Source organism: Shewanella sp. A22 (genome assembly GCF_053850585.1).
Genome location: NZ_JBSQBN010000118.1, coordinates 1 through 14,379, shown reverse-complemented (window position 1 = coordinate 14,379; position 14,379 = coordinate 1). Strand labels below are relative to the sequence as shown.

Below are 14,379 nucleotides of genomic sequence, written 5' to 3'. Positions count from 1 at the left end.
AGGCAAGGCAGATGATTGAAGCGAATAGTGATCCTCGGTAACAAGCTCCTGCGTTACTCTACCTCCAGCATCTGACCGCCATGGAGGGTGGGAATGTCTTATTTTTTATGGAAAAAATAGACCATGCAGTCGTATTTTTAAAGCATCTAACGAAGCATAAAGGACTTTGAAACCCGCCAGAATGGCGTCTCTCAGGTATTCCACTTCTATGTTACATCGATTTAAAAGGGAGCAACCATTTCTACATCAATGTGCCTTGAATTGAAAAACCTGAGAGACTCTGAACTGACCAGATATTTAATGAGATTGGTATAACAAGCCGTGCTGGTTGTTTAGGTGTTCAAAGCGTCATAACTTTTTAAACTGTTGCTTTAAATCAAAATCACTGTCGGTAACAAGTTTCTCTAACACTTGTATTCTATCGATAAGATCTTGGTTTTGTGTTTTTAAATCGCTGACACTGCCTGTGTCAGCTTGTTGTTTATGTTTCATATAATACTTAAACATTTCGGATGCAGTGCTACCGACGACAATAATGAAGGCCAGTGCAATAATCGCAATATCGTTGTCCATAATGACTCCTTGTCAATGCTCTCTGTTTACATCGTTTGTGGATTTTCCAGCCTTATCTCAACTCAATAAGGCTGGTTTAGTTATAACCCAAATACAACTTTTTCACTTTTAAGCGATTTTTCTAAACCTGCAGCTAATGCTGCGGCAATGACCAGCGTGGTGATTGACGATACGATTAATTGCATCATTGGAATTTCGCGGCCTTTGATAAAATCCATTAACGCTTGTTGTTGGCCCGATACCGGTAACCACTGCAATATATCAGGGGCGATGTTGTAACTTGCCGCCATTGAAAGTGCTAATGGCACAAACAACACCATGGTTAAGTATGATTGTGCTTCTTTAAAAGTTTTGGCCATAAACGATACGTATAATTGTAAGGTGGCAGCCATTAACGCGACAGGAATACCAACAAGAAACATTAAGCCCATAAAGTCTTGGGTAATGTTAACCGTAAAGCCGATTTGTTGCCATGGTACAAAGGCATAAGCCACTTTAGATACTAATAGAATCAAGATTAACCCGAGTAAGGCAAAACAGCTTACCGCAATAATTTTACCGACCACTAATTGGCGAGTGCTCATTGGGTGACTGAGTAATAGCGCCAAAGAATTACGTTCACGCTCACCAGCACTGGTGTCGATAGCCAGGTTCATACCCGAAATAAACACTGAATACATCATGGTAAAAATGGCAATGCCTAAAATCATCCCGCCTTTTGAATCTGGAGTGGCGCGGTCTTCTACATTGACCTTTAATGGCTGGGTAATACGTGGATTAATACCGCGCGCAATTAAGCGAATACTGCCCATTTCTGCACTATAGGCTTGCAGTTGACGTTCTAGTCGGCGAATCGATTTTTGTAACTTTTCATCGGAATTGTCGGCGATTAATATCACTTCAGCTTGTTTGGCTTTGGCCATGTTTGCAGCGTAATCGTCGCTAATGGTTAAGGTGATTTTTTGGGCATCTTCACTGTCACCATTGTTAATGCCGTTATTGCTTAAATAGCGCACTAAATCAGGTGCGTTGTCGGCATTGTTTATGTTGATATTTAAATCTTCTGGGCTAGACAGCTGACCAATTAACACCATAAACATGGCACACATAATGAGTGGCGTACCAATAGCGTAATATAGACCAGCCATAACAGATCGTTTGTCTCGTGCAGCATCGATAAGTTCTTTGCGCACCATTGCGAGTATCATTTTCATTATGCTGCAATTCCTTCGTCTGTACCGATAAGTTCGATAAATGCATCTTCTAGCGAGTCTTTGCCCGTTTGCTGACACAGTTCGTCAGGGCTTCCGATGGCGACGACTTTGCCATTAGCCATCACAATAACGCGATCACACAAGGCGGCGACCTCTTGCATTACGTGGCTTGAAAACAGCACGCAGTGGCCTTGGTTTTTGAGTTGCAATAAAATGTCGCGTAGTAGTCGAGTGCTCATCACATCGAGTCCACGAGTGGGCTCATCTAAAATGATGTTACTGGGCTTATGGACAATGGCTTGTGCCAGTGCGGTTTTCATCCGTTGGCCTTGAGAAAAACCTTTGCAACGACGGTCGCTAATGTCTTCTAGTTTTAGCTGTGCAATCACATTTTGGGTGGCTTCTTTTGCTTGTTTACGTGACATGCCACTGAGCTCTGCAAAGTAACTAATATATTCACGCGGAGTAAGACGTTCATAGAGTCCAAATGGATCTGGGAATAAGCCTAATTGTTTTTTTGCCCCAATAGGGTCAACAGCAACATCTATATTGTTAACCGTCGCTGTACCGGAATCTGGTTTCAGCAAGCCAAATAAGGTGCGTAAGCAGGTGGTTTTTCCGGCACCATTTGGGCCGAGTAAACCGGTAATTTGACCATTTTCAGCGCTAAAACTTAAATCATCTAACGCCTGCACATCGCCAATTTTTTTGGTTAAGTTTGCGACAGTAATCATGACTATTCCTTATCTGCAGCGGTATTCGCTGGTACTGTGGTTTCTATGTCAGTAGCTGTGTTGGTAACGGGCAGCATTTCTACAGTATTAGCATTGAGGTAAAAGCTACGACGCACATCTTTTTGCAAGCATTCGCCGTCGATGTCTTTTACTGACCCTTGGTCTACTAACTGGGCGACAAGGTCATTGCCACAGCTTTGACCTGCCACACCATGAGTCGCGTAAGGTGCAATAAAGTGCTTTGATTTGGTGAGTTTTTCTTGTGCGAGTGCGCCCCAGTTTGGCGGGGTTGCGGGGTCGAGTTCGCCAGATAATAATAAAGTAGGTATATCACTGTGGATGGGTTCACTAAAGTTATCATCCACTTTTGGCATCGGCCATGCTTGGCAGGTTTTCTCTAGGCCTTCTAACATATTGCCGCTAATGTACGATTCTTTGGCATCTTTGCGCATTTGATCCGTAATGCGATGAATGTCTTCGCCACATACCACAGATGCATGCATGCCCATGGCAATACCGGCACTGTCTGCAGTTAATGTATAAATACCTAATATCGGTTGGTAATTTCCCTGTGCTGCTTGATGAATAGCATGGGGGATTAATGCGCGAATGTTTGCCATATACATTGCCATTCTAATCGCGCTGCTAAACTTTCCTCGGGTGAGTAAAAAGTCACTGGGCTCATCGGTTTGTGGGTCGCGTACTTGCTGGCTAATGGGGGCATTTGCTAGTAATTGGTCGACTTTATTATATTCATCTACCAAGTCTGGAAATTGTTGCTGGCAGGCGGGTGTGCTTTTACAGTCGCGCCATAACACATTTAAACCACGTTCTATTGAGTCACCAATCGCCACGACACTTTGTTGCATTGGTACCACGCCATCTAATGTCACTGTTAGTAAGGCTTCGGGGTAATGACGCATATACAGTTGTGCCATGCGCGAACCATATGAAATACCGTATAAATGGAGTTTTTGATAACCTAAATATTGGCGTACGGCTTCAAAATCGGTTAAGGCAATATTACTGCCATATTGGGCTATGTCAGCATCAATTTGAGATAGGCATTTTTCTGTCATCGTAATAATATCGAGGTCATCGTCATTCATACTGAGTAATGACGCGGTGTCATCCTCACAGGTTAGAATGTTAGATTGGCCTGTGCCACGTTGATCAATAAGCAAAATATCTCGTTGTTGACGCACTTTTGACAGCATGCGATTAAACCCTGCAGCATTTTCAATAGCAGACTGCCCCGGACCGCCGGCGATAGCGAGTAAAGCTTCATCAGGGTGCGTGTTTTTTATTGCGGGTAAAATGGCAAAATGGATATCGATTTGCTTACCTTGTGGTTGCTTAGGATTTTCCGGCACCGTTATTTTACCGCACTGAAATTGTTCGTCTAAACCGTCTAAGTAACAGGTACTAGTTTTTGCTATTGGGGCCGTTTGAGTAATTGCGGTTTCAGCAATACTGACGGGGGCCATCAACATTGCGACAGCAAGCGTCAACCATCCACTTGTGCGCGTGGTAAATAGGCATAAACCTGAGTTGTCACTCTTCCTTTTGATCATCGGAGCGTTTCCTTTTTGCATTTCAGAACGATTATGATACCTTAGCACTTAGTGTATGAGTGTATCAATGAATTAATACAGTTGTTAAAGGCTAATGTTAGAATTAATAAATGTCAACCCCAGTAGTGGAGAACCCATCTATCGACAATTGCACGATCAAATCGTGCGATTAATTGTCGGCGGGCAATTGCACCCCGAAGATGTGCTGCCTTCGGTGCGTCAACTTGCCGAGCATTTAGCGGTAAACCCGATGACGGTATCACGTGCCATGCAACAACTTGTTGATCAAGGTTGGGTTGAACGTCGTCGTGGTCAGCCATCACGAGTGGCAGCCCGAAGTGCGGCCAATAATGATTCTGGTAGCAGTTTGTTGGCACCGCAGTTAACTGCATTAGTTGAGCAGGCAAAGCAATTAGGGGTTGATTATGACCAGTTACAGGTATTGTTGGAACAACTTTGGAATAAAGAATAGCGACTAACTAAGCTTATTTTTAAGGACATCATTTAGGAAGCTGATAATGGAAGCCGAAGAAAAGCCCGTTTTACGTTTTAATCATGTAAGTAAAACCTTTGCCGCCAAAGACAAGTCAACCGTCGGCCATGCGGTGTTGGTTGATCTGTCGATGACACTTTATCCAGGTATGGTTGTGGGGTTATTAGGCCAAAATGGTGCGGGTAAATCCACGTTAATGCGTTGCGCATTAGGTATTATGGGCATCGAACAAGGCGACATTTCAACCCTTGGCGAATCGCCCGCAGCTTTATCTGTACAGGCAAAAGAACATATAGGTTATGTGCCACAACAACCTTTTGGTTACGAAGGCTTTACCATTGATAAAGCATTAGAGTTACATCGAAGTTTTTACCCAAACTGGGACATGGTTCTTGAACAGAATTGGCTTAAACGTTTTGATTTAGATGTTACTCAAGCGGTGCAAAAATTATCAGTGGGCCAGCGTCAATCATTAGCATTGATTATGGCCATGGCATATCGACCAACTTTATTATTACTTGATGAGCCCGTTGCTAGCCTTGACCCTGTTACTCGGCGTCAGTTTATGGGTGACTTGTTTGAGCTCGCGCTTGATTCGGGTTCAGCAGTGTTATTTTCATCGCATATTACGTCAGATTTAGAACGTGTTGCCAGTCATGTCGCCTTGATCAAAAAAGGCCAACTGGTACTGTTTAAAGAAATCGACGCCTTGCGTGAAGAGGTTAAATTACTCAACTTAGCCGACAATACACAGTTACCACCAAATTATAAAATATTGAGCCAAACCGGACAACGTGTGCTGGTGGATACTCAAGGTAACCCATCGAATATTACAGGTGTACAGAGTGAAAGGTCACTCAATTTAGAACAGTTATTTATGGAGCTGCATCGATGAATCAGTCGCTGCAAAAAAGTCAATTTTCATCATGGCGTAAACCTTACCGTGGCATGTTGCGGTTGTGGTTGTTTGATTTAGGCTGTGTCAGCTTTATTGCCACCGCAGGATTAGGTCTAATGTTGGGGTGGTTGAGGTTAATCATGGGTAACACGGAGGTGGTTAGCTTGTTTTTTTCAATGGCTACCGTGTCTACCGCAGCGGCAATTTCGTGGCAACTTAATCGTTTAGCTGCAACCGAGTTGACCGGTCTAGTGCCTGGGTATCAAAGGCATGTGCTCATTCAAGCTGCGGCCATCGCAGTGGGCGTACTGCTGATACAGTTATTAGCTTGTATCGGGTTCTCTGCTTATGATGTTCTCCCAAGGTTGCTGCAGGCCATTGTAATGAGTTTATTGTTCATGTGGGCCTGCTTATGGCGTAGTAACAGCTTTCATTTGTTGTTTGTGTTGTTTGTTACTGTACCATTTTTAGATCAATTAGCGCCTACAATACCCACTTGGATAATGCTTATTTTGGCTGCGGGGTTGTTGTATCGAGTTATTTCGTTATGTCGTCAGCTTGGCTGGAATAACGAGGCGCGTGTGGTGTACCTCAATGCAATACAAATGGGTTGGATGTGGCTGCCGAGCATAAAAGGATTTACTTGGATGACCCGTATTGATCGGCTGTTTCATCCAATGAACTTTTTTATTGGCCCAATATTAACCATAATGTTGTTTTTTTTGCCGTTGATCACCCTCGGATTAATGTTACTGTCGTGGCAGTTTGACATTGATGTGCCTGCATTATTTCTTTTGATACAATTTATTGTGATCAGCTGTGCCATTATTCATTGGAGTCGAATACAACGCTGGCGCGCGGCAGAAACACTGTTTTTATTACCTTGTTACAGTGGCCTGAGTGGATTGCGAGATGCATTTTATTTAAGTCAGTATCGTTTCATTGCCGCGCTAGTGATGATGGTGAGCGTTTTGGGGCTCATTAATAGCTTGATAGACCCGCAGTACGGTGGACTATTTGTACTGCATATAGGGCTAAGTACTTTTTGGGGCTGTGCAATCATGTTGGGGATCGGTTCGGCAAGCCGTAATAGCTTGCAAGCCACAGCGGCAATGCTTGTTGCGTTGATCCATTCTATACTGTTGTCGCTGAGTTTTGTGGCGGTGCGAGACGGTGACAGCTTATGGATATGGTTACTTACCGATGTACCGCTCATGGTGGTTGCTATAGGCGTATTAGCTTGGGGTAAGAAACGTTTGTGGCAGTATGGCATTATGGCCTGATAGCTCATCCAACATTACTGACAAACGTGACCTTAAGCTCAAAAATAGAGCAAAAGCTCTTATGGTTTTTAGTTACTTCAGGTAGAATACAAAAAGCGGAACACCTGTAAGCTAAAAAGGCCACGTTACATGTCATTAGATCAATACCATATCGTTCAACTCCTGCAACAACAAAGTCAATCTTTAGGTGCCAACATTGCCCTTGAAGGCTTCGATATGCCGGCTCCCTGGCATACTGTAACGTGGAGTGCATTTGATACGATTACAGACTCTGTCGCACAGTTGTTAATTGAATTTGGTTTACAAGTGCAAGACAAAGTGGTCATTTTAGCCCAAAATTGTCCACAATGGACCTGTGCTGATATTGGTGCCCTTAAGGCTCGCAATATTGTGGTACCTGTGTATCCAACTAGCACAATAGAGCAAGCTGCATTCATCGTGAACGATGCTCAAGCAAAATTGATTTTTGCTGACAACCAACAACAATATGATATGGCTTGCACTGTTGCAGCGCAGGCAGACTGCGTGAAACACATTGTGGTATTTGACGCTAACGTGACCTTAAAAGCTGGCAATCATGTGTATTTCGATCAGGTGTTAACGGCGCAATTTAATTCTCTGATTACAGATGAGCTCAATGTAAGACGGGCTCATTCTAACCTAGATGATCTATTCACATTTATCTACACCTCCGGCACCACTGGTAACCCTAAGGGTGTCATGCTCGACTACCGTAATTTTGCTTCAATGATTAATCAACATGACAGTAAACTTCCCTTTACTCCAGGTGACGTATCATTAGCATTTTTACCCCTAAGCCATGTTTTTGAACGTGGTTGGAGCATGTTTGTGCTATGCAGAGGTGGCCGCAATGTGTATTTAAATGACACTCATCGCATTAAAGAAGCTCTTGTTGCCGTTAAGCCACATACTTTGTGTGCCGTGCCGCGCTTCTTAGAAAAAATATACAGCGCAGTACACGACAAAGTTGGTCAAGCCCCTAAAACAAGGCAAGCATTATTTGCTTGGGCGATGAAAATAGGCCAACGCCAATTTGAAGTAAGCCAAGGTCGCGCTTCAGGAAGTGTTTGGTTAAGTGCCCAGTGGAAGCTAGCGAACAAGTTGGTTTACAGCAAACTACAACAAGTATTGGGCGGTCGATTAAAGTTTATGCCTGTGGGCGGCGCAGCACTCGATGTAAATGTAGGCAGCTTTTTTCACAGCATAGGTGTCCCCGTACTGTGTGGCTATGGTATGACCGAAACGTGTGCGACAGTAACCTGTAATACATTAGATAACCGAGTGCCTGGTTCTAACGGTAAACCGTTAGATGCCATGCAAATTAAGCTTGGTAAAGATGATGAGATTTTAGTGCGCGGCGACACAGTAATGCGCGGCTATTACAATCGTCCTGAAGATACCGCTGAAGCTTTTGAAGATGGCTGGTTAAAAACAGGTGATGCAGGTCGTATAGATGAGCAAGGCAATTTATATATTACTGATCGCATTAAAGAGTTAATGAAAACCTCAAACGGAAAATATATTGCTCCGCAACGGGTTGAAGGTAAGATTGCTTGTTGTCCGTTTATTGAACAGGTCGCCATTATTGCCGATGCGCGTAATTATGTGTCAGCACTTATTGTACCAGCGTTTGCCGCGCTAGAATCTTGGGCGCAAGCCCAAGGTATCCATGTTGAAAATCCAATTGAGTTGTTGCGACACTCGCAAGTAGTGGCGCATTTTGAACAGCGTTTAAAAGAGCTACAACATGAATTAGCCGGTTTTGAAAAAATCAAAAAATTCACCTTATTGCATGAAGCATTTTCAATGGAAGCTGGGTTAATTACGCCAACATTAAAGCTGCGTCGTAAAATGATTTACAGTAAATATCACAGTGAAATTAATGCCATGTATGGTCATTAATAGCCCGCAATAAAATTAACAAGGACGCTCTATTTAGCGTCCTTTTTTGTTATTGAAATAAGGTTAGGATTCACAGAAGTGTCATCTGTTTGTCTTATGCTCAAAGCAGTCTTATTTGACCGATAACATTGATTTGAAAAAGCTCAAGCGCTACCAATATGAACGTTATGCGGTGCTGTGCAAGGTAACGTATCAAACCGACTTTGATCCGCAACATTTAGGGTTCTCTCGTGACAATTATGCCGAAATCGCCAATCGTTGGGGAAATATCTGCGCTCGAGTGCTGTGGCGCGATGATCATCCCGAAGTGCTGGTGGTTTTTCGTGGTTCACAAACAGTGCATGAATGGCTAATCAATTTGATTTGCTTACCCAAAATAAAACAGTTTGACGATTGTCATTACCACGTTCATTTCGGTTACGATTATTTATTAGAACAGCTTAGTAATCCTATATCACCAGATTATCTGAATGATAAAAGTATTTTTCAGCAGTTATATGCCATTGTTAGTCCGCTGATTTTATCGGGGAAACGTATTACGTTGACAGGGCATTCGTCTGGCGGCGCAATGGCAATTTTAGCGGCGGATAGATTAGAGCGACAGTTTTCAAAATCGATTAAGCGTGTGGTTACTTTTGGCCAACCAGCACCAGGGTTTCGAAATTTTCAACGCCATTATTTATTGCATCGACGTACATACCGTATTTGTTGTGGCGTCGATGTTGTTACGTTTTTACCACCATTTCCGGGTGTCTTTTGTCATGTAGGACGAATGCTATGGTTATATAACGAGCGAGTTTACGACAATATTTCGCCGACAAAGCGTTTTTTGCTTAGCTTTTCGAGTTGGCTATTATCGCCTTTTGTATCGCACTACATGCATAAATACATCCGCGATAAAGACTTTTTTGATGACCTATAGCGAGATGTGTCGTTAGAATGGGTTAATGGCATGTGTTCATTAAAAAGCCAGTGAACAAAATGGCAATGGACTCAAAATAATAATAAAGGATTTTTTGTGGCAGACACTCAATTTAGCATGACCCTCAAACCGCGATTTTGTGAAACCGATGCGCTAGGACACATTAATAACACAGTGATCCCAGTGTGGTTTGAAGCCGCTCGTGAGCCTATTTTTGAAATCGTTAACCCCGGGCAAGACCTAACCAAGTGGAACATGATTATTGCCGGTTTTACTATTGCCTTTACCGCGCCAACGTATTATGGCGAGGAAGTCATTGTAAAAACTCACATCAGCCGTGTGGGTAACAGCAGTTTTGATATATTACAAAGCTGTTGGCAGCACGGTAACAAAACGGCTGAAGCGACCACGACCATGGTGCATTACAATTACCAAACAGAAAAAAGTGAGCCGCTTACTGACGATGTGCGTCAACAATTGGCGGCCTTAACGGGGCATTAATGTAAAAACTTGGTCACGTAACTGCAGCTGGCACTAATGTTAAAACCCTCAGTTTTAGCCCATGCTAGCCCAGTATGGACCAATTTTTCGGCAATACCTTGGCCGCGTAAAGCGGGCGGTACGAAGGTGCGACTAAAATCAATATGTTGCCCATCTAAGTGATATTCAAGCACGGCTTCAAGACCATGGGTACTGACGATAAAACGATATTGGCTGGCTTGGTGTTGCACTATTATTGTATCTTGGCTGCTCATGATCTGCGTCCTATTACGTAAGGTGTAGCTTATTGATGTTGTAATAAAGCGTTGAGTAACTCTGGCGTGAGTTTGGCTTTTTGACCCGTTTTAAAATTAAACATCACCACTTTTGCCCAACCGATAGTGGTAACCGCCTGCTGTGCTTTGCTGAAAACGGTGTAATGCATAACAAAGCGGTCTTCATTAATATCACTGATCTTAGCACCAACAATGATGGTGTCTGGAAAAGTTACTGGGCGTTTAAAGCGAGCATTTGTCTCACTAAGTACTGGGCCTACTCCAGTAGATTTTAGATCGCCAAGTAAGTTAATTTGATTAAAGAAATCAAGGCGAGCGGTTTCAAAGTACTTGAAATACACCGAATTATTAACATGTTGCAGTGCATCCATGTCACCCCATGCAACTTGAATGTTTGTAGTAATAGAGTGTTGTTCTAAGAAGTTATTCATGACGATTCTCGGTAATGAATTAAACGCTTGTTTAAATTTTCTGCTAATTTAACAGCCTAGTTGATATACAACAAGGGACAGCAGAAACTTACCGTTGATTAAACCAATAAAAACATAAGGATGTTAGCTTGGGAAAAGAGAATTTTTTAACGGTATCGGGGTCATGGCTGTTGTCTTGTTGGACGATAGTCATGGCCCGATTAACTAAGCTACAAAACCAATTGAGTTTGCCACAAAAGTTGTACCTGTTGGCGATACTCTTATTGTTTGCAACTGACTCGGTTGCCTGGGTGGCCATTATCAGCGTGATGGCGATGTCGATTGAGTTCTGGCACTTGTTTGAACGTATGTGGCACAGCTTGGCGGGTAAAGCTGTGTTGTTACTGTTTTATGCGATAGTGGCCAATTTTGCCTTGGCTAGCTCAAGCTCAGTGGTTAACGATGTGGTTGGCGTAGCAGCCAGTAGTTTTAATTACACCCATAACTTCGCTATTTTGCTCTACATTCCTGCATGGAGTGTGGTGATGAGCTGTATTGTACTGTTATTACTACAGCTTGTTTTTCCGTTAATGTTTGGCATTTCTTTTATACTCCGTCCTTTTGGTGTGAAAAACTTTCGTCTGATTAATCACCAACATTTTCATCGTACAACTTTTTGGGTGCGAGTTATTCTTGCGGCGGTGGTGTTGTATCACCTTGCTATGCTGATGGACCTTTATGGCCAAGTTGAAAAAGCGTTGGCTGATCCGCAAGTTGTACAATTAGTTGAAGCAGAAACCGAAGAGGAAATACTTGCAGATGATGGTTCTACCTTAGCGGTTAAAGGTCAAGACAAGGGTAAAGATGAATCCATCGACAAAAAAGCTGAAGAACCACCTGCCATTAAAACGGCTGACGAGTTAGTTCGCGAGCAAGAACTTGAGGCGATTGATGAGATAGCAAAACAGCCTTATAACCACTTACGCAGCCAGTATTTTACCAGTGTACGTAAAGCTATTGCGTTGTTCGCCTTTCAATTAGAGGCTAATACCAAATCTCGGTGTAAAAAATTACCTTTATCCCATGTGGTTGAGCTTAATGATTATGAAATCCTGGAGATAACCCCCGATATCAATGCTGAATACGGTTATCATTTTGAAGTCAAAAAATGTATCTCACCTGCATTCCCCAGTTAACGCTTAAATTGAATACAAAAAAACGACCAAAAGGTCGTTTTTTTGTATTCAATCACCAAGTGTTAATCGAAGCTTAATTCGCTAAAACTGCTGATTTTTCTACACTTAGCTTGGCGCTGATCTGCAAATCTGACCATTTGGCAAGTCGTCATTCCTGCGGCTTCTGCGGCTTTTAGCTCTTCAGCTACATCTGACACAAATAAAATTTGCTTTGGTTTCAAGCTAATCGTATTACAAATATTACAGTAAGCTTGTTTGTCTAACTTATTACCCGTGCGGGTATCAAAATGGCCATTAAACGAACTGGTTATATCACCAGCTTCACTATGGCTGAATAACAGCTTTTGTGCTTCTGCTGAAGCAGACGAAAAGCTATATATACGTATGCCTTTTTCTTTAATGCGTTCAATACTGTCAATAAAGTCTGGATAGATATGACCAGTAAACTCGGTTCGGTTGTAACCTTGTTTCCAGATGAGCCCTTGTAATGTTTTCAGTGGCGTTAATTTACGATCTTCATCGATCCATTGTTGCAAAATCTCAATCACTCGTTCGAGTGATGCATCAGGTTCTAGGGCTATATCTTTAACATCGCTAATACAATAATCAACTAACACGTTGTGTTGGTTTTGCTCAAGAAAATCAGCCATTGCTTCTCGTGAGTAAGGAAATAACACATCCTGAATAAAGTTAAGATCGGTAGTGGTACCGGCGGTATCAACGATAATAGCTCTAATACTCATATGATTTGTTACTCCGAAAACAATTAATTAGCGTAATGATGATCCTAAGCTTTATTGACGGCTAAGGCTAGTGCTATTCGTGATATAGCATCTATACGAGGTGACTTTTAGTGCAAGGTGTGAACTACATTAGGTAATGTTAAATTGCCTTGTTTAGGAAGGTCTGCTAGGTTCGAATATTGTTTAACGCTCAAGTCTAACAAGGAAGCTAGTATGCTAAACATCGGGACGGGTCATTTTTTTAAATGGCCGAAAGTATCACGCCAAAGTATATCTATATACACGTTATTACTGAGTTTTTTTCACATTAGTCTAGTGTTTGCTACAGACGTATTGCCGCTGCAGACTACCGAAACCCTGAGCGTGAAGTCCACTTTATTTAGCGAGCAAGCCGATTTTTTGGTGACCTTGCCAAACAGTTATACCAAGCAAACCGATAAACGTTATGTGGTGTTATTTGACTTACATCCCCGCAGCCATTTGTATTTAGCGGGCATGCACGACTGGATGAGCCATAATGGCGGCTGGCCGTGGTTAGAAACCATTATTGTTACCGCACCCGACGGCCATCAAGGCTTGGGTAAGTTAAAACAGGGTGCGATAGAGCAACAAGGTGATCAAGCGCTATTGGACTTTTTTGAGCATGATTTACTGCCTGCAATTGATAAACGCTATCGCACCAATGGCTTTCGTATTTTTAATGGCTTTACTGGCAATGCAGGTTTAGTGCTCTACAGCTTAATCAATCGCCCTAGTTTATTTAATGCCTATATTGCGGCCAGCCCAGTGTTATCAACAGACTTTGCCTATGTGCTCAATGATGCGCCTAAAAAGCTCAAAAACATGCAAGGCAAACCAAGATTTCTATTTGTGAGTACCAGTGATAGCGACTTTGAACAAAGGCAGCTGGATTCGTTTGCTATGCTGGAAGATATTATTCAAATCCATGCCAATGCTAAATTGAACTATCAAATAAAGCGTTTTGACGGCAGCTATTATATGACTCAGCCTATCTTGGCGACGGCATTAGGCATCGAGCAGATATTTAACGATGTTCATACTGTTCTAGCAGCTGATTCAGAAGTATCGCAACAAGGATCTAAAGCGATTCTAGCCTACTATAAACGTTTGTCTGATGAGGTTTATGGCTTTGATGTGCCAGCAATTGATTCGTTGTTAGCCTTAGGCAATAGCTTAGTTAAAGCTGCACCACAGCAAGCGATTGAGGTTTATCAAGATACTCTGAAAGCCTATCCTAAAGCGCATTCGGCCTACCATGAGTTAGCTAGTGTTTATGCTGCTACAGGTAAAATGACTCAGGCTATCGAAGCGGAACAACAAGCGGTAGCGAGTACCGACCATCCATTTTATCAAAACAAATACACTAAACAATTAGCTGAGTTTCAAAAATAACTATTTCAAAACTAAGCGTGTCAAATCAAGCTAAACCAAATGATAAACAGATAAATGACAATAAAGCCACAGTACGAGTGTTCGCCCTGTGGCTTTATTGTGTAATACCAATCCCATTAAATATCTGGTCAGTTCAGAGTCTCTCAGGTTTTTCAATTCAAGGCACATTGATGTAGAAATGGTTGTTGCCTTTTAAATCGATGTAACACAGAAGTGGAATACCTGAG

General features: G+C 42.4%; 15 protein-coding genes. 8 read left to right on the top strand and 7 right to left on the bottom strand.

Annotated elements, in window-relative coordinates:
- Positions 1–348: 348 nt before the first annotated feature.
- From ACWXWT_RS16885 to ACWXWT_RS16870, 4 genes are all read right to left on the bottom strand, one after another.
- Positions 349–573 carry a hypothetical protein gene (locus ACWXWT_RS16885; protein WP_456042735.1) on the bottom strand — a complete coding sequence of 75 codons (225 nt, stop codon included), beginning with the start codon at positions 571–573 and terminating at the stop codon, positions 349–351.
- Positions 574–653: 80 nt separating this feature from the next.
- Positions 654–1,787 carry an ABC transporter permease gene (locus ACWXWT_RS16880; RefSeq protein WP_456042734.1) on the bottom strand — a complete coding sequence of 378 codons (1,134 nt, stop codon included), beginning with the start codon at positions 1,785–1,787 and terminating at the stop codon, positions 654–656.
- Positions 1,787–2,521: an ABC transporter ATP-binding protein gene (locus tag ACWXWT_RS16875; RefSeq protein ID WP_456042733.1), complete on the bottom strand. Its 735-nt coding sequence runs from the start codon at positions 2,519–2,521 to the stop codon at positions 1,787–1,789. Before ACWXWT_RS16875 ends, ACWXWT_RS16880 begins: the two co-directional genes overlap by 1 nt.
- Positions 2,522–2,523: 2 nt before the next feature.
- Positions 2,524–4,095, bottom strand: a complete 1,572-nt coding sequence (locus ACWXWT_RS16870; protein ID WP_456042732.1) for an alpha/beta hydrolase — start codon at positions 4,093–4,095, stop codon at positions 2,524–2,526.
- 94 nt (positions 4,096–4,189) lie between these two features.
- Here ACWXWT_RS16870 and ACWXWT_RS16865 point away from each other — a divergent pair, with 94 nt between their 5' ends.
- The 6 genes from ACWXWT_RS16865 to ACWXWT_RS16840 all read left to right on the top strand — a co-directional run bounded on the left by ACWXWT_RS16865 (position 4,190) and on the right by ACWXWT_RS16840 (position 10,115).
- Positions 4,190–4,567, top strand: coding sequence for a GntR family transcriptional regulator (locus tag ACWXWT_RS16865; protein ID WP_456042731.1), 378 nt, complete (start codon positions 4,190–4,192; stop codon positions 4,565–4,567).
- A gap of 46 nt (positions 4,568–4,613) precedes the next feature.
- Entirely contained in the window at positions 4,614–5,483 is an 870-nt protein-coding gene (locus tag ACWXWT_RS16860) for an ABC transporter ATP-binding protein (protein ID WP_456042730.1), read from the top strand.
- A complete protein-coding gene (locus tag ACWXWT_RS16855; protein WP_456042729.1) occupies positions 5,480–6,769 on the top strand; it encodes an ABC transporter permease in 1,290 nt (429 codons plus the stop codon). Before ACWXWT_RS16860 ends, ACWXWT_RS16855 begins: the two co-directional genes overlap by 4 nt.
- 129 nt (positions 6,770–6,898) lie before the next feature.
- Complete coding sequence (locus tag ACWXWT_RS16850; protein WP_456042728.1) at positions 6,899–8,692, top strand: AMP-dependent synthetase/ligase; 1,794 nt, start codon at positions 6,899–6,901, stop codon at positions 8,690–8,692.
- Positions 8,693–8,807: 115 nt separating this feature from the next.
- Positions 8,808–9,614: a lipase family protein gene (locus ACWXWT_RS16845; RefSeq protein WP_456042727.1), complete on the top strand. Its 807-nt coding sequence runs from the start codon at positions 8,808–8,810 to the stop codon at positions 9,612–9,614.
- A gap of 117 nt (positions 9,615–9,731) precedes the next feature.
- Positions 9,732–10,115 (top strand): acyl-CoA thioesterase, encoded by a 384-nt coding sequence (locus tag ACWXWT_RS16840; RefSeq protein WP_456042737.1) that lies wholly within the window; start codon positions 9,732–9,734, stop codon positions 10,113–10,115.
- Here ACWXWT_RS16840 and ACWXWT_RS16835 read toward each other — a convergent pair.
- Together ACWXWT_RS16835 and ACWXWT_RS16830 are read right to left on the bottom strand one after the other, a co-directional pair.
- Entirely contained in the window at positions 10,112–10,369 is a 258-nt protein-coding gene (locus tag ACWXWT_RS16835) for a GNAT family N-acetyltransferase (protein WP_456042726.1), read from the bottom strand. The genes ACWXWT_RS16840 and ACWXWT_RS16835 overlap by 4 nt on opposite strands.
- 29 nt (positions 10,370–10,398) lie before the next feature.
- The gene (locus ACWXWT_RS16830) at positions 10,399–10,821 is read right to left on the bottom strand and encodes an acyl-CoA thioesterase (RefSeq protein ID WP_456042725.1); all 423 of its coding nucleotides are present in this window, start codon (positions 10,819–10,821) and stop codon (positions 10,399–10,401) included.
- Positions 10,822–10,949: 128 nt separating this feature from the next.
- Between ACWXWT_RS16830 and ACWXWT_RS16825 the strand changes: the two genes are divergently transcribed.
- Positions 10,950–11,996, top strand: coding sequence for a hypothetical protein (locus tag ACWXWT_RS16825; protein WP_456042724.1), 1,047 nt, complete (start codon positions 10,950–10,952; stop codon positions 11,994–11,996).
- A gap of 62 nt (positions 11,997–12,058) precedes the next feature.
- Here ACWXWT_RS16825 and mtnC read toward each other — a convergent pair whose 3' ends face one another.
- The gene (gene mtnC, locus ACWXWT_RS16820) at positions 12,059–12,739 is read right to left on the bottom strand and encodes an acireductone synthase (RefSeq protein ID WP_456042723.1); all 681 of its coding nucleotides are present in this window, start codon (positions 12,737–12,739) and stop codon (positions 12,059–12,061) included.
- Between the two features lie 213 nt (positions 12,740–12,952).
- Here mtnC and ACWXWT_RS16815 point away from each other — a divergent pair, with 213 nt between their 5' ends.
- The gene (locus ACWXWT_RS16815; RefSeq protein WP_456042722.1) at positions 12,953–14,152 is read left to right on the top strand and encodes an alpha/beta hydrolase-fold protein; all 1,200 of its coding nucleotides are present in this window, start codon (positions 12,953–12,955) and stop codon (positions 14,150–14,152) included.
- The last annotated feature ends 227 nt before the right edge of the window (positions 14,153–14,379 follow it).